The 18,259-nt window shown below is 64.9% G+C and carries 15 protein-coding genes; 3 read left to right on the plus strand and 12 right to left on the minus strand.

Features of this window, described 5'->3' with window-relative positions; genetic code table 11:
* Positions 1-205 precede the first annotated feature (205 nt).
* The 4 genes from holA to JQ603_RS32570 all read right to left on the minus strand — a co-directional run bounded on the left by holA (position 206) and on the right by JQ603_RS32570 (position 6,518).
* Positions 206-1,234: a DNA polymerase III subunit delta gene (gene holA / locus JQ603_RS32555; protein WP_212346079.1), complete on the minus strand. Its 1,029-nt coding sequence runs from the start codon at positions 1,232-1,234 to the stop codon at positions 206-208.
* A gap of 130 nt (positions 1,235-1,364) precedes the next feature.
* A complete protein-coding gene (locus JQ603_RS32560; protein WP_212346081.1) occupies positions 1,365-1,916 on the minus strand; it encodes an LPS assembly lipoprotein LptE in 552 nt (183 codons plus the stop codon).
* Positions 1,903-4,527 (minus strand): leucine--tRNA ligase, encoded by a 2,625-nt coding sequence (gene leuS / locus JQ603_RS32565; RefSeq protein WP_212346083.1) that lies wholly within the window; start codon positions 4,525-4,527, stop codon positions 1,903-1,905. Before leuS ends, JQ603_RS32560 begins: the two co-directional genes overlap by 14 nt.
* Before the next feature lie 287 nt (positions 4,528-4,814).
* Positions 4,815-6,518, minus strand: a complete 1,704-nt coding sequence (locus tag JQ603_RS32570) for a diguanylate cyclase domain-containing protein (RefSeq protein ID WP_212346085.1) — start codon at positions 6,516-6,518, stop codon at positions 4,815-4,817.
* A gap of 108 nt (positions 6,519-6,626) precedes the next feature.
* Here JQ603_RS32570 and JQ603_RS32575 point away from each other — a divergent pair, with 108 nt between their 5' ends.
* On the plus strand, positions 6,627-7,316 hold the full coding sequence (locus JQ603_RS32575; RefSeq protein WP_212346088.1) for a YggS family pyridoxal phosphate-dependent enzyme: 690 nt from the start codon (positions 6,627-6,629) through the stop codon (positions 7,314-7,316).
* Positions 7,317-7,478: 162 nt separating this feature from the next.
* On the opposite strand, the gene JQ603_RS32580 is transcribed toward JQ603_RS32575, so the two are convergent.
* Positions 7,479-8,264 carry a 2-keto-4-pentenoate hydratase gene (locus JQ603_RS32580; protein WP_212346092.1) on the minus strand — a complete coding sequence of 262 codons (786 nt, stop codon included), beginning with the start codon at positions 8,262-8,264 and terminating at the stop codon, positions 7,479-7,481.
* A gap of 6 nt (positions 8,265-8,270) precedes the next feature.
* The gene (locus tag JQ603_RS32585; RefSeq protein WP_212346095.1) at positions 8,271-8,840 is read right to left on the minus strand and encodes a L,D-transpeptidase family protein; all 570 of its coding nucleotides are present in this window, start codon (positions 8,838-8,840) and stop codon (positions 8,271-8,273) included.
* Positions 8,841-9,045: 205 nt separating this feature from the next.
* On the opposite strand from JQ603_RS32585, the gene JQ603_RS32590 reads away from it, so the two are divergent.
* Together JQ603_RS32590 and JQ603_RS32595 are read left to right on the plus strand one after the other, a co-directional pair.
* On the plus strand, positions 9,046-9,732 hold the full coding sequence (locus JQ603_RS32590; protein WP_008142830.1) for a response regulator transcription factor: 687 nt from the start codon (positions 9,046-9,048) through the stop codon (positions 9,730-9,732).
* A gap of 58 nt (positions 9,733-9,790) precedes the next feature.
* Entirely contained in the window at positions 9,791-10,234 is a 444-nt protein-coding gene (locus tag JQ603_RS32595; protein ID WP_035703221.1) for a cyclic nucleotide-binding domain-containing protein, read from the plus strand.
* A 106-nt stretch (positions 10,235-10,340) separates the two neighbouring features.
* Here the strand turns inward: JQ603_RS32595 and JQ603_RS32600 are convergent, their stop codons facing one another.
* The 6 genes from JQ603_RS32600 to JQ603_RS32625 form a co-directional block, all read right to left on the minus strand.
* Positions 10,341-11,156 (minus strand): exodeoxyribonuclease III, encoded by an 816-nt coding sequence (locus tag JQ603_RS32600; RefSeq protein WP_212346098.1) that lies wholly within the window; start codon positions 11,154-11,156, stop codon positions 10,341-10,343.
* A 178-nt stretch (positions 11,157-11,334) separates the two neighbouring features.
* Positions 11,335-12,090, minus strand: coding sequence for an outer membrane lipoprotein carrier protein LolA (locus JQ603_RS32605; protein WP_212346622.1), 756 nt, complete (start codon positions 12,088-12,090; stop codon positions 11,335-11,337).
* 152 nt (positions 12,091-12,242) lie between these two features.
* Positions 12,243-14,729, minus strand: a complete 2,487-nt coding sequence (locus JQ603_RS32610; protein WP_212346101.1) for a DNA translocase FtsK — start codon at positions 14,727-14,729, stop codon at positions 12,243-12,245.
* Between the two features lie 9 nt (positions 14,730-14,738).
* Positions 14,739-15,953, minus strand: coding sequence for an aminotransferase class I/II-fold pyridoxal phosphate-dependent enzyme (locus JQ603_RS32615; protein WP_212346104.1), 1,215 nt, complete (start codon positions 15,951-15,953; stop codon positions 14,739-14,741).
* 214 nt (positions 15,954-16,167) lie between these two features.
* Entirely contained in the window at positions 16,168-16,572 is a 405-nt protein-coding gene (locus JQ603_RS32620) for a GFA family protein (protein WP_212346108.1), read from the minus strand.
* 219 nt (positions 16,573-16,791) lie between these two features.
* The gene (locus tag JQ603_RS32625) at positions 16,792-18,240 is read right to left on the minus strand and encodes an ammonium transporter (RefSeq protein ID WP_212346111.1); all 1,449 of its coding nucleotides are present in this window, start codon (positions 18,238-18,240) and stop codon (positions 16,792-16,794) included.
* Between the last annotated feature and the right edge of the window lie 19 nt (positions 18,241-18,259).

The following is an 18,259-nucleotide window of genomic DNA, read 5'->3' on the forward strand; positions in this document are numbered from 1 at the left end:
CAGGACCCCGGCAGAGGCCTTCTCCCAAGTGTTGCACTTCGAGTGTGAATCCACCTCCTGGCTTTCGCCAGGACGACGGCTGAGTATTTGGCGCGTGCTGCATCCACCTCGTCATTGCGAGCGCAGCGAAGCAAGCCAGAATCTTTCCGCGGAGGGACTCTGGATTGCCTCGCTGCGCTCGCAATGACGTGGAAAGAGCGGAGGCCTATCCCCGCCGCTTCGCATTCGCCGCGATCGCCATCAGCGTGCGCTGGGCGATGGCGGCGGCTAGCGTCGATTGCTTGCGAGTCTCAAGCGCGGCGGTTGCGAGCTGCTCGATGATGGCGGCGAGGCGCGCCACGCTGAAATTGCGCAGCGCGGTTTCGACCATGGGCTTTCGTGAAAAGTGCAGCCGCGGATAGCCGCCGTCGAGCACGGCAGAGGCAGGCTGGCCGTCGGCGATCGCGAGCGCGGATTTGTGCAGCCACGCGGCCTGGCGCTGTGCGGCCGAGATGATCACGCCGGGATAGGTGCCGGCGATCATGGCTTTTGCAAACTCGGTCTCGACGATGTCGGGTCGCCCGGCGAAGGCGCCGTCGACGATCGGATCGAGCTTCAGCTCGGATGCGTCGGCGACCACGGACATCACGTCATCCAGCGTGATCTCGCCTTTGCCATGGGCATAGAGCGTGAGCTTGCGCAGCTCGTTGCGGGAGGCCTGGCGGTCACCGCCGAGGAACGACATCAGCGCCGCGCGGGCATCCTGCGCGATGCGCAGATTCGCGATGCGGAGCTCGTCCTCCATCAGCTTGGCGAGGTCGCGCTCGGTGTCGGGATAGCAGCCGATCGCGACCGCCGTCTTGGCCTTCTCGCAGGCCTTGCGCAGCGGCGATTCCGGCCGCAGCTCGCCGGCCTCGATCACGATGCGGCAATCCTTCACGCTCATCTCGGCCAAGGTGTCGATGCCGCCGGCAAAGCTGCGCGAGCCGGCGCGAACGCGAATGGCGCGGCGGCCGCCGAACAGCGGCACCGTCATGGCTTCGTCGACGAGTCGCGACGGCTCGGCGGAGAGTTCGTCGCCGTCGAGCTTCACCAGCGAGAAGGGATCGTTGGGATCGTCGACCGCCGAGGCGATCAGCGCGTCGGCGCGCTCGCGCACGAGCCCGGCGTCGGGTCCGTAGAGCAGGATAATGGGGCGGCCGGCATCGGGGCGGGCGAGGAAGGCGTCGATCTCTTTTCCGCGCAGTGCGACCATGGTTCAGATCGTCATTCCGGGGCGCGCGTGGCGCGAACTACGGTGCGCAATCGCGCACCTGAGAATCCAGAGGTTGGGGATCGAGATTCCGGGTCCGCGCTACACGTGCCCCGGAATGACGGGAGATGACTTACGTGCCCGCGGTGAAGAACGCGGCGAGCCGGGTGTTGATGTTCTCTGCGATCTCGTTGGCGGCACGATCCTCGGCATCGCGAACGGCGCGGTTGCGCGAGAACCGCTGGTAGGAGCCGGGCATGTCGTAGGAGACGCGCGAGAACGTGGTGCCGGTCATGACCGACTTGCCGCTGACGATCTCGATCAGATTGTACTGGCAGTCGATGCCGTAGTTCTCGGTGTTCGGCAGACCCGTGTTGGGATCGACGATCAGGGACGAGCGGCTGGAGGCGAAGCGGATGTCTAGGCGGTGGGTCGGCGGCATGCCCGTCGCCGAACCGTAGAGCTTGAAGGCCAGGGCATTGCGGACCTCGACGCCGACGCGGGCCTCGCGGGAGGCATTGGGCTTGCTGATCGGCGGCAGCTCGACCCCCATCAGCTTCTCGCGCAGGCCGGGGGTGCCGTCACCACGGTCGGCATACATCGGCTGGAAGCAGCCAGCCGTCAGCGCCGCCAGTGCGGCGACTGCCAGCAGGCGGGCTGCGATGCGGATCCTAGCCGACAACATTCACGATCCTCTTGGGGACGATGATCACCTTGCGGACGGGCTTGCCGTCCAAGGCCAGCTTTACCGCATCGAGGGCCAAAACGGCAGCCTCGATTTCCGGATTCTGGGCCGCTGTTGCAACTGTGACCTCACCCCGTTTCTTGCCGTTGACCTGGACAACCAGGGTCACGCTGTCTTCAACCAGCAAATCACGTTCGATTTGGGGCCAATCGGCCTCCGAAACCAGCCCGGAGTGCCCCAGAACCTGCCAGCACTCCTCGGCCAGGTGCGGCATCATCGGGGAGAACAGCTGGACCAGGATCTGGCTGGCCTCGCGGATCGCCCAGGCAAGGTCTGCCGCCGGCTGCCCGGGACGCTGCAGCACTTCCGAGAACGCATTCGTGAATTCACGGATATGGGCGAGGCAGACGTTGAAGTGCAGCCGCTCGACGCCGGAGGTCACCTTGTCCAGCGCGCCGTGGGCCGCCTTGCGCAGGAGGAGCGCATCCTCGCCGAACGAAGCCGGCCGGGCCGCGGGGGCTGCCTTGCCGAGTTCCACCGCGTCGTTCACCAGCCGCCACAGCCGCTGCACGAAGCGCGAGGCGCCCTGGACGCGCTCGTCGCTCCAGATCACGTCGCGGTCGGGCGGGGAGTCCGACAGCATGAACCAGCGGGCGACGTCGGCGCCGTAGGTCGCGATGATGTCGTCGGGGTCGACCGTATTCTTCTTCGACTTCGACATCTTCTCGATCGGACCGATCGCGACGTCCTCGCCGGTGCTGAGCAGCGTCGCGCGCCGCCCGTTGCCGCCGACCTCGATCTTCACCTCGGCCGGCTGCACCCAGGTGCCGTCGGCCTTCTGGTAGGTCTCGTGCACCACCATGCCCTGCGTGAACATGCCGGCGAACGGCTCGTCCAGCGCAACGTGCCCGGTCGCCTTCATCGCGCGGGTGAAGAAGCGGCTGTAGAGCAGATGCAGGATCGCGTGCTCGACGCCGCCGATATACTGGTCGACCGGCAGCATCCGGTTGGCGACCGCCGGCGTCGTCGGCGAATTCTCGTTCCAGGGATCGGTGAAGCGCGCAAAATACCAGGACGAATCCACGAAGGTGTCCATGGTGTCGGTTTCGCGCTGAGCCTTGCCGCCGCATTTGGGGCAGGTGACGTGCTTCCAGGTCGGGTGATGGTCGAGCGCGTTGCCGGGCTTGTCGAAGCTCACATCCTCCGGCAGCACCACTGGCAGGTCGGCATCCGGCACCGGGACCACATCGCACTTCGGGCAATGGATGACCGGGATCGGGCAGCCCCAGTAGCGCTGGCGCGAAATGCCCCAATCGCGCAGACGGAAATTCACCTGGCGCTCGCCGACCGGCGCGTTGCCGCGCAGCTCGGTCTCGAGACGCTTCGCCACCTCTTCCTTGGCCTGATCGATCGTCATGCCGTCGAGGAAGCGCGAATTGATCATGCGGCCGTCACCGTCATAGGCGGTGTCGGTGATGACGAATGACTTCGGATCCTGGCCCTCGGGACAGACAACCGGCGTATTGCCGAGCGCGTACTTGTTGACGAAATCGAGGTCGCGCTGGTCGTGCGCGGGGCAGCCGAAGATCGCGCCGGTGCCGTATTCCATCAGCACGAAATTGGCGACATAGACCGGCAGCTTCCAGCTCGGATCGAACGGATGCACCGCGCGGATACCGGTGTCGAAGCCCTGCTTCTCCGCGGTGTCGATGATCGACTGCGCTGTCCCGATCTTCTTGATGTCGGCGATGAACTCCGCAAGCTTCGGGTTCTTCGCGGCAGCCGCTTGTGCCAGCGGATGATCCGCCGAGATCGCCATGAATTTTGCGCCGAACAGCGTGTCCGGGCGCGTCGTGAAAATCTTCAGCTCGCTCTCGCCGGCGGGCGTCGTCGCCGCATCCAGCGCGAATCGGATCAAGAGGCCCTCGGAGCGGCCGATCCAGTTGCGCTGCATCAGCCGCACCTTGTCGGGCCAGCGGTCCAGCCCGTCCAGCGCCGACAGCAGCTCCTGCGAGTACTTCGTGATCTTGAAGACCCACTGGCTCATCTCGCGTTGCTCGACGATCGCACCGGAGCGCCAGCCGCGGCCGTCGATCACCTGCTCGTTGGCGAGCACGGTCATGTCGACCGGATCCCAGTTGAGCTTGCGCTTCTCGCGCTCGGCGAGGCCGGCTGCGAGCATGTCCAGGAACATCTTCTGCTGATGCTTGTAGTAGCTGGGATCGCAGGTCGCGAATTCGCGGCTCCAGTCCAGCGACAGCCCGATGGAGCGAAGCTGCTTCTTCATCGCGGCGATGTTGTCGTAGGTCCAGGCCTTCGGCGCGACCTTGCGCTCGATGGCGGCGTTCTCGGCCGGCAGGCCGAACGCGTCCCAGCCCATCGGATGCAGCACGTTGAAGCCCTTGGCGCGCATGAAGCGGGCCAGCACGTCGCCGAGCGTATAATTCCGGACATGGCCGATATGGATGCGCCCGGACGGGTAGGGGAACATCTCGAGCACATAGTATTTCGGCCGCGAATCGTCGTTCTTCGAGACGAAGATCGCCTGCTGGTCCCAGGCAGCCTGCCAGCGCGGTTCGGAATCGTGGGCGTTATAGCGTTCGGAGGTCATGGAATCGTTGGTTTTTTCTTGGGTTCGGCCGTCTAAAGACGGCGGACTAGGCCATAGAAGCCCTCGGGGGGTCAATGGGTTGCCTCACCTTCGGAACCTGTGCCCCTGCTCCGCATAACTACCGAGGCCGCCGTTGGGGTGTGATTAAGGGGTCGATGCGAGGTTGCGGCTGGCCAGAACCCCAAGATACTCGCAATGGACGCCAGCTTTGACGATCCCGACTACGACTATGTCGCGTCCCGCCTGCGGGGCGAGGTAAAGTCGACCGGTAGAGTTGTCCGCGCGGGCTAGGCGCTGGCCGCCATCATCATGGCGGCGCCGCCGGTCTCGATCGCCTGCACGCCGTGCTCGACGACGTTGTTGCGGCCGCGGTGTTTTGCGGCGTAGAGCGCGGCGTCGGCGGCTTCGATGAGGTCGCCGGGGCGCAAGGCCTCGTTGGGCCTCGTCGCGGCAACGCCGATCGAGACGGTGACGATCATATGAGCCGAGGTGATGTGCGGCAGGCACAGCTTCAGCACGGCCGCACGCACCTGCTCGCCGATCTCGACGGCGCGGTTCACATCGGTGTTCGGCAGCAGCAGGCAGAATTCCTCGCCGCCATAGCGCGCGGCAAAGCCCATCGTGTCGGCGGCGATGCCCGAGAGCGACTCGCCGAGCCGCGTCAGGCAGGAATCGCCTTCGAGATGGCCGTAGGTGTCGTTGAACAGCTTGAAATGGTCGACGTCGATCATCAGCAGCGCGAGGTCGCTGCCATATTGCTGCGCGCGCATCCATTCGAAGTCGAGCCGGCTCTGGAAGCCGCGGCGGTTGGCGAGGCCTGACAGCATGTCGATCGAGGCCATCACGGTGAGGCGGTCGTTGCTCGCGATCAGCTCGCGCTCGCGCTGGCTGAGCTGCGCGGCCATCGCGTTGAACGCGCGGGCCAGCGGCACGAACTCGGCCGGCAGGCGGTTGCGCGCCGCGCGCGCGGAGAGATCCCCCTCGCCGAGGCGCTTGGCCATGTCGGCGAGCATCTCGATCGGCTTGATCACGAGCTTCTCGGCGGCGATCAGCGCGCCGAGCAGCACGAACACGACGACGAAAGCGAGCTGGAGATAGGCGGTGCGGATGTCGCGGCTCACCGCCGCGGACACCTTGTCCTCGTCGATGCTGGCGATCAGACGAGCGTTGGTGCCGGCGATGCGGATGTAGCTGACCGCGCGGCGGGAGCCGTCGGCGGCGAGGAAGGACAGCGAGCCTTCGTCCTGGTCCGAGCGCAGCGCCCTGTCGGCAATCGCGGACATCAGTGGCATGTTGTCGAGCGGACGGCCGACCGCACTGTGCTGGTCGGCGGGCGCGGCCAGCACGGTGCCCGCGCTGTCGACCAGCACGGCGGTGATACCGGCGCGGCCGCCGAGATTGTTCATGACCTTCGACATCCAGTCGAGGTTGACGGTGGCCAGCACGACGGCATCGGGTACGCCGCTGAACGCCGATACCGGATAGACCGCCATCACGGTCGGCGACGGCACCGGTCGCGACAGGATGAAGTCGCTCAGCACGAAGCGGCCGGTTTCCTGCGCCTGCTGGAAGTAGGGCCGGTCACTGAGGTCGAGCCCGACATACATGTTGTTGGTGGCGCACTGGATGCGGCCGTCCTGGCCGGCGATCAGCAGCGTGCGGATCCAGGGAAGATTCGAGGGCAGGCTCGCGCGCAGCACGTCGCAGCTCTTGCTGATGCCGCCGGCGGAGGCGCGGATGAAGGCTTCCGATTTCAGGATGGTCTCGACCGACGAGATCACCTCGCGCTGCGCATCGGCGCTGTGTCGCGCGACGGTGGTGAATTCGGCTGCGGCCTGCGCGATCTGCCGGGTGCGCGCATCCTCGAGCGAACGAATGCGCTCGAGCATCAGGGGCGCAACCAGAATCACGGCAAGCAACGCAAGCCGGGCCCGGATTCCGAGAACCTGCTTGAGTTTCGCTCGTTTGCGGTTGAAACTGACGTTTGCCATCTTCGCTGCCCACCCCGCGGGCTAAGGTAAAGCGAAGGGTTCAAAAACTCTTTCTTGAACTCGGTAAAATTGGACTTACCTCCGTAAGATCACGGCCAATCCAACGTCATGACAGAAAAAAGCGCCGCGCCGATAACCGGCCATTCACCAAACGCACTCGCTTCGGTCGAAGCCGAAATTGCACGCGCCTGCAGGGATGCGCGGCGTGATCGCGCCTCCGTCACGCTGATCGCGGTCTCCAAGACTTTCGTCGCGGATGCAATTACCCCGGTTATCGCCGCCGGACAGCGCGTATTCGGCGAGAATCGGGTGCAGGAGGCCAAAGGCAAGTGGCCGGCGTTAACGTCTGTTTACCCCGACATCGCGTTGCATCTGATCGGGCCGCTGCAATCCAACAAGGCGAAAGAGGCGGTCGCGCTGTTCGACGCCATCCATTCGGTCGACCGCCCGAGCATTTGCCAGGCGTTAGCCAAGGAAATCGAATCCCAAAAAAAGCACCCGCTTCTCTTCGTCCAGATCAACACCGGCGAGGAGCCGCAGAAGGCCGGTGTCGCGCCGGGCGAGGCCGATGCCTTCCTCGCGAGCTGCCGCGACACCTATGGGCTGACGATCTCCGGACTGATGTGCATCCCGCCGGTCGACGAGCCGCCGGCTGCGCATTTCGCGCTGACTGCCAAGATCGCGGAGCGCAACGGCTTGAAGAATCTCTCGATGGGCATGAGCGCGGATTTCGCGACCGCGATCATGTTGGGCGCCACGCATGTCCGCGTGGGCAGCGCGATCTTCGGGCATCGGTAGTGGTTGTCGTCCCGGCGAAGGCCGGGACCCATACCGCGTGATCTCTCGGTGACGAGCAGTGTTCGTACCGGCGAAAGTCCGGTCACTTCTGGTCTTCGCCAAACTACTCCTTGGGGTTATGGGTCCCGGCCTTCGCCGGGACGACGGCGGTGGGTGAGGCTTTTACACAAACCCCACCGACACTTTCCCCAACACACCAAAATCCACCGCGAAATGATCGCCGGCCTGGATCGGCAGCGGCGGATGGCACGTACCCGTGGTCACCACCTCCCCTGCCCGCAACGTGATGTCGAGCCCGCGCAGTTCGTTGGCGAGCCAGGCGAGCGCAACGCGGGGATCGCCGAGTACGTTCTTGCCGTGGCCGACATAGCGCTCGCCGCGTAGCGTGATCTGCGGCCGCTCCTCGACGAGATCCATCGCGCGCCAATCCGCTGATGTCGTTGCGCCCAGCACGAACAGATGCGCGCAGGCATTGTCGGCGATGAGCTGCGCTTCGCCGGCGCTGGCGAAATCGACAAAGCGCGAATCCGGAATCTCGATCGCGGGATGGAAGCTGCCGACTGCAGCGAGCACTTCGTCGACAGTGTACGGCGTCGCGCGCGGCGGCAGATCGCGTCCCATGCGGAAGGCGAATTCCGGCTCGCCGACGCGCATCGCGTTGCCCTTCATCGATGCGGTGCCGCCGTCGGCGATCACGGTGTCGCTCATGATGCGCCCGGCCAGCGGTCCGGAGACGTTGATGTGCTCCTGTCCTGATACGCTCGTTGCCGCGATCTTCCAGCCGAACAATTTTCCACGCGACAGCGTTTCGAGCCCGGCCTGAATGGCATAGCCCTCTGCGCGGCTCTGCGGTCGCAAGCTCGCCTCGAGCGCATCGAGCTTGGTGCCGTCGCGCCAATGTTCAAAGAGGACGCGCGATGCGGCGGCGATCTGATCTTTCTCGAGCATGTGCCCTCACCCGATGATGATTCTTGTTCTTGGTCCCAGCCGCCGCAGCAATTGCAGCATCGCGGATTTGGTCATGGAGACGCAGCCCGCTGTCGGGCCGAAATTGTCGCGGGCCAGATGCAGGAACACGGCGCTGCCGCGGCCGGCGATGCGCGGGCGCGTGTTGTGGTCGATTTCGATGATGAAGTCATAGAGGTGGTCGGCCCGCTTGAGCCGATCACCGCCCTGCCCCTCGCCGAGCCGGATTCCCTGGTTGTAGTGACGGTCGTTGGGATCCTCGCACCAGGCGTCCGCGCCGGTGATGATCCGCGCCGGCAGGAAAGTCTGCGGGCGGCTGTGCCGGTCGACGCGCCACCACAGGCGCCGGGGACGGAAGCTACCCCTCGGAGTACCTCCGTCGCCCTCGCGCTTGTTGGCGAGGATGCCGCCCCGCCCCAGCGCCACCGGTATCGTCAGCGGTCCGGCGGTCAGCCAGCCCCGGCGCGGATTCCCGGCAGCAGGCTTAACGCGGATCGCCGACAGCGGTCCGGAGCTCCGATTTCTGGTGTAAGTAGCTGAAGCAACGTTGTTTTTCATGTGAACGTGCGATGTCGAATTCATTACAGGACATTCATCAAAGCGCCCTGCTATTCTGGGTTAGAGTGCTTCTGGCTTGAGAATCGGTAACAGCCCACTACTTCAACACGAACAACAATAATAACGGCGACCCTCTTAAACTTCCCCTCGCGGCCGGGCGCGGCATGCATGCGCGCCGAGCCGGACTCCAAAAGGATGATACCCCATGGCCAATGCCCGCAAGATCCTGATCGTGGATGACGATACCGATCTGCGCGATACGTTGGTGGAGCAATTATCGCTGCACGAAGAATTCGAAGCCTCCGCCGTCGATACCGGCGCCAAGGGCGCGAGCGCCGCGAAGGCCAATTCTCCCGATCTCGTTCTGATGGATGTCGGTCTGCCCGACACCGATGGCCGCGAAGTTGTCCGTAGCTTGCGCAAGGGCGGCTTCAAGGCGCCGATCATCATGCTGACCGGGCATGACACCGATTCCGATACGATCCTGGGTCTGGAGTCCGGCGCCAACGACTATGTCGCGAAACCGTTCCGCTTCGCGGTGCTGCTGGCCCGCATCCGCGCCCAGCTCCGCCAGCACGAGGCCAGCGAGGACGCGGTGTTCTCGGTCGGCCCCTACTCCTTCCGCCCGGGCTCGAAGATGCTGACCGCGGCCAATGCGCGCAAGGTGCGGCTCACCGAGAAGGAAACCGCCATCCTCCGCTTCCTCTATCGCGCCGGCCAGATGCCAGTGTCGCGCGAGACCCTGCTGCAGGAAGTCTGGGGCTACAATTCCGGGGTCACCACCCACACGCTGGAAACCCACATCTACCGCCTTCGCCAGAAGATCGAGAAGGACGCCGCCAACCCGGAGATCCTGGTCACGGAAGCCGGTGGCTACAAGCTGGTGCCGTGATACGCTTTGGGGGCGCGCGAATCGTTTTAGATGGCGTGCCTTTGAGCCTCGGACCTGAATGTCAATCGACGACGACGTAGCGCTTCTCGAGCGTGTCCCGACATTGCGCCTGTTGGGAGACGCCTCGTTGCGCATGCTGGCGATCGGCTCCGAGCAGCGTGACTTCGTCCGCGGCGACGTCCTGTTCAATCTCGGTGACGACGCCGATGCCGGCTACGTGGTCCAGCGCGGTGCGTTCCGGGTCGAGGACGGCGCCGGTGCCGAGATGATCGCCGGTCCCGGCGCGCTGATCGGCGAGCTTGCGCTGGTGGTGCCGATGAAGCGGCCGTCGAGCGCGATCGCGCTGGAGCATTCCTCCGTCATCCGCGTTGCGCGCAGCCTGTTCCAGCGCGTGCTCGAAAGCGATCCCGCCGCCGCTGTGCGCCTGCGCGACGAATTCGCGGTGCGCTCGAGCCAGATCGCCAGCGATATTCTGATGGCGGGTGCGAAGCTGACGAGCTGAGTGGTCTCGGCTTCGTAGCCCGGATGGAGCGAAGCGTAATCCGGGAATCTCGCCTGCCGGAAAGACCGTCCCGGATTGCGCTGCGCTCCATCCGGGCTACGGGACTTCACACCTCCAGCGTCACCGTGACAGGCACGTGGTCCGACGGACGCTCCCAGCTGCGCGCATCGCGCAGGATCTTGAAATCGCTGACCGCGTCCTTCAGCGCGCGCGAGACCCAGATGTGGTCGAGCCTGCGGCCGCGGTCACCGACGGTCCAGTCGGCGGAGCGGTAGCTCCACCACGTATAGACCTTTTCCGACATCGGGATGCGGTCGCGCGCGACGTCGACCCACTCGCCGGCTGCAAGCGCGGCTTTCAGCTTCTCGGTTTCGACAGGCGTGTGCGAGACCACTTTCAGCAGCTGCTTGTGCGACCACACGTCGTTCTCGTGCGGGGCGACGTTGAGATCGCCGACCAGGACATGGCGATCCTCACCGCGCGGATGCAGCGGCTCGCACGCTGTCATCTCGTCGAGGAAGCGGAGCTTGTGGTCGAATTTCTCGTTCAGCGCGGGATCGGGAATGTCGCCGCCCGCGGGCACGTAGAAATTATGCAGCACCAAGGGCTTTGCGATGCCCGCCTTCTCGCCGAACGACACCGAGATGTGCCGCGAATCCACCTTGTCGCAGAAGGTGCGGATGTCCTTCGACTCGAACGGAATCTTCGAGACGATGGCGACGCCGTGATAGCCCTTCTGCCCGTTCAGCGCGACATGCTCATAGCCGAGCCGTTTGAAGCGCTTCAGCGGAAAGGCGTCGTCGATGCACTTGGTCTCCTGCAGGCACAGCACCTCCGGTCGCGCGCTCTTGAGGAATTTCGCGACGAGGTCGATGCGCAGCCGCACCGAATTGATGTTCCAGGTTGTCAGGGAAAGACGCATGGGGAATGCGTCTTAGCATGGATTGGCGCGGGGAAAATGCTTGTCCACAGGCGTGGAATCGTAGGGTGGGTTAGCGCAGCGTAACCCACCACTGTTCGTATCCGCGGAAACAGAAGAGGTGGGTTACGCCGGCGGACTGCGCTTCGCGCAGCCGCGGGCTAACCCACCCTACGAACCATCAGCCCGGCGACTGGCCGTAGTTTGTGAAATCGATCTTGAACATGCCGGGGTCGAGCCTCTTGCTCGAATCCAGATTGTAGACCGCAATCGTGGTGTCGTAGCCCTGCGGGTCGGTGACGGTCCACTGCTTGAGCTGGCCGTCCTTGGCGCCGAACATCAGCAAGAGCCGGCTGGTGCCGACGAGCGCCTGCTTCTCCTCGATGGTGACGCTGACGAAGAGGTCGTCGGCCGAGACGTTGACGACATTGGTGTCCTTCATCAGGTCGATGCGATCGGACAACAGGAAGCGCAGCGGCGTCTGCGACAGCGGATAGACGTCCTGGGTCGCAAGCTTGCGGTCGCGCACCACCAGGGACGAACCGTCGGCGATGATGTCGATCGGGCTCGGCGCGTCATATTCGAAGCGCACCTTGCCGGGCTTCTGGATGTAGAAATCGCCCTGCGTCTTGCTGCCGTCGGGGCCGACCTGGACGAAATTCCCGACCAGCGTCTGCAGCGACGACAGATAGGCGCTGACCTTGGCCGCCTGCGCCTTCTGGTTGGCATCGAAGGTCTGGAAGATGCTGCTCGGCACGTTGCGGCGCGGGTCCGGGATGACCGGGTTCGGCGGCGCCTGCGTCGCGCCGGTGACCGCCGGCCCACCGGCGGAGGTGCCGCCGTCGCGCCCCTTCGGCGCGGGCTTCGGCACCGGCACGGTCTGCGCGAACGACGACGCCGTCACCATCGCGGCGGTGACGAGAAGAACGCCGGCCACGCGCGCGCCTTGCGCAGCGATGGTGGCAGCGAATCGAATGTCCTTATGTCTGATCAACGCGTCGTCCTGTATGGCTGGGCGCCTTTTTAGCGTGATTTCGGGCAAAAGCAGATAACGATTTCGCGTGAAATGATGATTTGAGGCTCCTCGCCTCACATATGGCTGTCTTCTTCCTCGACCAGAATCTCGCGCTTGCCGGCGTGGTTGGCGGGACCGACGATGCCTTCCAGTTCCATGCGCTCCATCAGCGATGCGGCCCGGTTATAGCCGATTTGCAGGCGGCGCTGGATGTAGCTGGTCGAGGCCTTGCGGTCGCGTTTGACGATCGCAACGGCCTGCGCAAACAGGTCGCCGCCGCCATCGGCACCCATGCCGGTGGCGTCGAACACCGCGCCATCCTCGTCCTCGGTCGGCTCTTCGGCGGTGACCGCTTCGAGGTATTCCGGCTGGCCCTGCGTCTTGAGGTGACGCACCACCTTCTCGACTTCCTCGTCCGAAGCGAACGGCCCGTGCACGCGGCTGATGCGGCCGCCGCCGGCCATGTAGAGCATGTCGCCCTGGCCGAGCAGCTGCTCGGCGCCCATCTCGCCGAGGATGGTGCGGCTGTCGATCTTGGACGTGACCTGGAAGGCGATGCGGGTCGGGAAGTTGGCCTTGATGGTGCCGGTGATGACGTCCACCGACGGGCGCTGCGTCGCCAGGATCACGTGCAGGCCGGCGGCGCGCGCCATCTGCGCTAGGCGCTGCACCGCGCCTTCGATGTCCTTGCCGGCGACCATCATCAGGTCGGCCATTTCGTCGACGATGATGACGATATAGGGCAGCGGGTCGAGCGAGAGCTTCTCTTCCTCGTAGATCGCCTTGCCGGTCTCCTTGTCGAAGCCGGTATGCACGGTGCGCGTCGGCTCCTCGCCCTTGGCCTTCAGTTCGAGCAGGCGCGTGTTGTAGCCGTCGATGTTGCGCACACCGAGCTTGGCCATGTTCTTGTAGCGCTCTTCCATCTCGCGCACGGCCCATTTCAGCGCGACCACCGCCTTCTTCGGGTCGGTCACGACGGGCGTGAGCAGATGGGGGATGCCGTCATAGACGGAGAGTTCGAGCATCTTCGGGTCGACCATGATCAGCCGGCACTGATCGGGCCGCAGCCGATAGACCAGGCTGAGGATCATGGTGTTGATCGCGACCGACTTGCCCGAGCCGGTGGTACCGGCGATGAGCATGTGCGGCGTGCGGGCGAGGTCGATGATGACGGGGTCGCCGCCGATGGTCTTGCCGAGGCAGAGCGGCAGTTTTGCGACCGTGTCAGTCGCCTCTTTCGCCACCAGCAGTTCGCGCAGGTAAACCTTCTCACGATGCGCGTTCGGCAATTCGATGCCGATGGCGTTGCGGCCGGGGACGACGGCGACGCGCGCCGACAGCGCGCTCATCGAGCGGGCGATGTCGTCGGCAAGGCCGATCACGCGCGAGGATTTGATGCCGGGCGCCGGCTCCAATTCGTACAGCGTGACCACAGGGCCCGGATTGGCCTTCACGATCTCGCCGCGCACGCCGAAATCCTGCAGCACGCCTTCGAGCGAGCGCGAATTGGTCTCCAGCTCAGCCTTGCTGAGCGGCTGGCGGTCGCCGGCCTTCGGCGCTGCCAACATGGAGACGGAGGGAAGATCGAACTTGTCGGAGGATTTTTTGGAAGCGGCCTTCGGTGCAGCCTTCTTCTTCGGGGCGCGCGCGGCGGGCTCCTCCTCTTCCTCCTCCTCGTCTTCCACTTCTTCTTCGTGCTCGTCCTCGTAATCCTCGTCTTCGGCCTGCGGCGAGATCGAGGGCGCGGCGCGGCCGCCGCCGCCGCCGAGATTCGGTTCCTGGCGGCTGAACGCGACGGCCTTGGTCTTCGGTCCGCTCGAGACCAGCGAGCGGTAGGCAGCGCCCAGCAGCCAGATCAGCCGCGCCTTGGTGCTCATCAGCGCATGGAACAGCCAGCCCAGCGACACCGAGCCGCGATCGCTCTCCTCGTCCTCGTCGAGCGGCTTGTCGTCATCCTCGATCTCGGCGAGCTCTTCATCGTGCTCGCGTGCGCCGAGGCCGCAGGCGATCAGGAACGTCGCCGCCATCGCGGCGAACAGGATCGTGCCCAGCACCATGCGATAGATCGTACCGGCCGGTCCGAAAATCACCGCGGGCGCGCGCACCAGCGCATCGCCGACCACGCCGCCGAGCCCTGTCGGCAGCGGCCAGGCGCCACCATGCGGCCAGCAGCTGGCGAAGCCCGCAGCGATCACGGTGCAGAGGATCCAGGAGCCGAGCCGCAGCGCCTCGCGGTCGAACGGGCGATGCGTCATCATGCGCCAGCCCCAGACCGCGACGGTCAGTACCAGCATGATCGCGCCGAGCCCGAGGATCTGCATCGCAAGGTCGGCACCGATCGCACCGGCATAGCCGAGGATGTTGCGGATCGGCCGCGAGGTCGCGTGGCTGAGGCTGGGATCCTGCACCGACCAGGTCATCAGCGCCGCCGAGGCGACGCCCGACAGCGCGATCAGGCCGAGGCCGGTGAGCTCGCGCATGCGACGCGCCAGCCCCTCGCGGATCGAGGGCGGCAGATGGCCGACCAGTGGAATGACACGTTCGATTGCCGACATGCTCACGGGCCCCGCCTAACCCAGAGTCTCGACCAGACGGTGCAGCGCCTGCGCCGTCGTTTCACCATCCTGTACCAGCGCGAGGCGGATATAGCCTGCGCCGGGATTGAATCCGTCGGGCTGCTGTCGCGCCAGAAAGCTGCCGGGCACCACGCGCACGCCTGCTTCCTTGAAGAGCCTCAGCGTCACCGACACATCGTCGCCGATCCCGGAGGTGTTCAGCCAGACGCAGAAGCCGCCATCGGGCCGGCGATAGCCGTAACGATTGCCAATGATCTGGTCGGCGAGATCGAACTTGATCCGGTAGAGCCTGCGGTTCTCCTCGACATGCGCTTCGTCGCCATAGGCAAAGGTCGCGACGTGCTGGAGCGGCACCGGCACCTGGGGTGCTGCGATGTTGCGCAGCTCCAGGAACATGCCGATGAACTTCTTGTCGCCGGCGGCGAAGCCGACGCGCAGGCCCGGAAGGTTCGAACGCTTGGACAACGACTGGAACGCAGCCACGCGGATGAAATCGGGGCCGGCGCATTCGAGCGCACTGCCCGGTGCTTCGCGGGTATAGATTTCCGAATAGCACTCGTCGCTGAGGATCATGAAGCCGTAGCGATCGGCGAGCTGCTTCAATCGCCTGAAATAGTCGGGCTTGGCGACTGAGCCCTGCGGATTGGCGGGCGACGCCAGATAGAACGCAACGGTGCGCGCCAGCGTCGTCTCGTCGATGGCGTCGAGATCGGGCAGGAAGCCGTTTTCGACCGTGGTCGGCAGATAGATCGGCTCGCAGTCTGCTGCGAGGGCGCCGGCGCCGTAGACCGGATAGAACGGGTTCGGCATCAGGATGGCGGGCTTGCCGGGACGCGGGCCGACATAGCGCACGGCCGCGATCGCGGCGAGGAACAGCCCCTCGCGGCTGCCATTGAGGACGAGAATCTCGGACTTAGGGTCGAGCGGCCGCGGCAGCTTGAAGCGCGACGACAGCCAGGCGCCAGCAGCGTTCCGGAACGGCTCGGTGCCCTGGTTCATCGGGTAACGGCCGAAATCGGCGATGTGCTTGGCCAGCACCGGGCCGACGAAGTCGGGCACGGGATGCTGCGGTTCGCCGACCGCAAGCGAAATCAAGGGTTTGCCCGGCTGATGCGGGGCCAGCAGCTCGTTCAGCCGGACGAAGGGCGAGCGTGCGGAATCGGAGCTGCCACCGCCCTGCGGCGCACGGGTTGAAGCGGTCAGAGCCATTCTGGGCGCCAGTACTCTTGGAACGGCCGGTCGCACCAAGGCGCCGGCGGGAAGCGGTTCAGTTCACCATAGATAGGGCGAGGTTAAGACGCGATTAACCATCGGTCGCCGCCGCCGTCCAGAGCGGGAAAAATGGGACCGGATAACAACGGGATGCATGACGGCTCTCACCTCTCCCGCCTTGCGGGAGAGGGATTGCACCGTCATCGCGGCTTCAGCGTCCCGGCAGCTTCTCGAAGGTCTTCATGCCCGCGGGGATCGCGTGGAACTCCTGCTTGTCGCAGGTGTAGATCGCCATTTGCGGCTGGAACTGCTTTGGCTCGTCCAGCGTGCCGACCTTCACGATCGCGGCGGGCAGGCCCGGAACCTTGGTCACCAGATGCGTGCCGCATTCAGGGCAGAATTCGCGCGTCACGGCGCGTTCGAGGTCCTTGCGCATGAACTGCTTGGGCTGTCCGGTGATGTAGGAGAAGCCGGCTGCCGGCATTGCGATGAAGGTGTTGGGCGCGCCGCCCGAGATGTACTGGCACTCGCGACAGTGACACTGCGCCTGCATCATCGGGTCGCCCTCGGCCACATAGCGCACTTCGCCGCAATAGCATCCGCCTTCCAAACGCATGACGACCTCCCGTTTGTTGTTCTTGAGGTCGATATTTCTGCGCCGGCAATCTGGAATGGCAATCTTTTTCTTCGGCACCTGGTCAAAAAGAAAATTTGCAAAAAGAAAGGGGCTCCAACTTGCGCTGGAGCCCCTCAACGGTCGGGGCATTGCCGGGTATGTGCCCAAACCGTAGTTGTGGACGCGGTCCCCAAGGAGACCGCGCCCGGGAGGAGAGAGTTACATGTTGTAGGCGCGCTCGGTGTGCTCGGTGATGTCGAGGCCTTCACGCTCGCTCTCGACATTGGCGCGGAGGCCAACGATCACATCGACGACCTTGTAGAGGATCGCCGAACCGACGCCCGACCACACCAGCGTGGTGCCGACAGCCTTGAGCTGGGCCAGCACCTGCACGGTGAAGTCGTAATCGGCAACCTTCGGCGGGATCGCGGTGTAGTCGATGATGCCGGCGCCGCCGAGGGCAGGGTTGACGAGAATGCCGGTGCCGATGGCGCCGACGATGCCGCCGATGCAGTGCACGCCGAACACGTCGAGGCTGTCATCGTAACCGATCGCGTTCTTCACGACGGTGCAGAAGAACAGGCAGACAACGCCGACGATCAGGCCGAGGACGATCGCGCCCATCACGCCAGCGAAGCCGGCGGCAGGCGTGACGGCCACGAGACCCGCGACAGCGCCGGAGATGACGCCGAGCACCGACGGGTGACCCTTCACGATCCACTCCGCGAACATCCACGACAGCGCGGCGGCCGCGGTGGCGACGAAGGAGTTGGTCATGGCGAGCGCAGCGCCGCCGTTGGCTTCGAGGTTGGAGCCGGCGTTGAAGCCGAACCAGCCGACCCAGAGCAGCGAGGCGCCGATCATCGACATGGTCAGCGAGTGCGGAGCCATCAGCTCCTTGCCGTAGCCGACGCGCTTGCCGATCAGGAGGGCGCCGACGAGGCCTGCGATGCCGGCGTTGATATGCACCACGGTGCCGCCCGCGAAGTCGATTGCGCCCATCTTGAAGATCCAGCCGGCGTCGGCGTTGATCTCGTCGAGCTTGGCCTGCGCCGCGGTCTTCGCCGCCGCATCACCCGCCGCAGCGAGAGCCTTGGCAGCGTCCTGGATCGCGTCCGGGCCGGGCCAGTACCAGACCATGTGCGCGATCGGGAAGTAGATCAGCGTGACCCAGAGCGGGATGAAGAGAGCGATCGCCGAGAACTTCATGCGCTCGGCGAAGGCGCCGACGATGAGGGCGGGCGTGATCGCCGCGAAGGTCATCTGGAAGCACATATAGATGAGCTCCGAGATGTTGGCGTCGACCGAGAAGGTCGCGGCCTTCGAATCGGTGGTGACGCCCATCATGAAGGCCTTGGAGAAGCCGCCGATGAAGTCGGAACCGCCGGTGAAGGCGAGGCTGTAGCCGTACACGGCCCAGATCACGGTGACGACGCAGACGGTGTAGAACACCTGCATCAGGACGGAGAGCATGTTCTTGGAACGGACGAGGCCGCCGTAGAACAGCGCGAGGCCGGGGATCGTCATCAACAGCACCAGCACTGTCGATGTCAGCATCCAGGCGTTGTCTCCCTTGTTGACCGTTGGCTCGGCATAGGCTGCGGTCGCAGCGAACAGGCCGACTGCGAGAGCCGCCATTCCCGCGCCATAGGGACGCTTGAACGTCATATTGTTTACTCCTGATTGG

This window comes from Bradyrhizobium liaoningense (genome assembly GCF_018130825.1).
GTDB lineage: Bacteria > Pseudomonadota > Alphaproteobacteria > Rhizobiales > Xanthobacteraceae > Bradyrhizobium > Bradyrhizobium liaoningense_B.

Bases quoted from the DNA above. Each gene is read 5' to 3' on its own strand.
- JQ603_RS32615 (WP_212346104.1), bottom strand. From the start codon at position 15,953: ATGGCTCTGACCGCTTCAACCCGTGCGCCGCAGGGCGGTGGCAGCTCC.
- JQ603_RS32600 (WP_212346098.1), bottom strand. From the start codon at position 11,156: ATGCGTCTTTCCCTGACAACCTGGAACATCAATTCGGTGCGGCTGCGC.
- JQ603_RS32625 (WP_212346111.1), bottom strand. From the start codon at position 18,240: ATGACGTTCAAGCGTCCCTATGGCGCGGGAATGGCGGCTCTCGCAGTC.
- JQ603_RS32595 (WP_035703221.1), top strand. From the start codon at position 9,791: ATGTCAATCGACGACGACGTAGCGCTTCTCGAGCGTGTCCCGACATTG.
- JQ603_RS32585 (WP_212346095.1), bottom strand. From the start codon at position 8,840: ATGAAAAACAACGTTGCTTCAGCTACTTACACCAGAAATCGGAGCTCC.
- leuS (WP_212346083.1), bottom strand. From the start codon at position 4,527: ATGACCTCCGAACGCTATAACGCCCACGATTCCGAACCGCGCTGGCAG.
- holA (WP_212346079.1), bottom strand. From the start codon at position 1,234: ATGGTCGCACTGCGCGGAAAAGAGATCGACGCCTTCCTCGCCCGCCCC.
- JQ603_RS32575 (WP_212346088.1), top strand. From the start codon at position 6,627: ATGACAGAAAAAAGCGCCGCGCCGATAACCGGCCATTCACCAAACGCA.
- JQ603_RS32620 (WP_212346108.1), bottom strand. From the start codon at position 16,572: ATGCGTTTGGAAGGCGGATGCTATTGCGGCGAAGTGCGCTATGTGGCC.
- JQ603_RS32580 (WP_212346092.1), bottom strand. From the start codon at position 8,264: ATGCTCGAGAAAGATCAGATCGCCGCCGCATCGCGCGTCCTCTTTGAA.
- JQ603_RS32560 (WP_212346081.1), bottom strand. From the start codon at position 1,916: ATGTTGTCGGCTAGGATCCGCATCGCAGCCCGCCTGCTGGCAGTCGCC.
- JQ603_RS32590 (WP_008142830.1), top strand. From the start codon at position 9,046: ATGGCCAATGCCCGCAAGATCCTGATCGTGGATGACGATACCGATCTG.
- JQ603_RS32570 (WP_212346085.1), bottom strand. From the start codon at position 6,518: ATGGCAAACGTCAGTTTCAACCGCAAACGAGCGAAACTCAAGCAGGTT.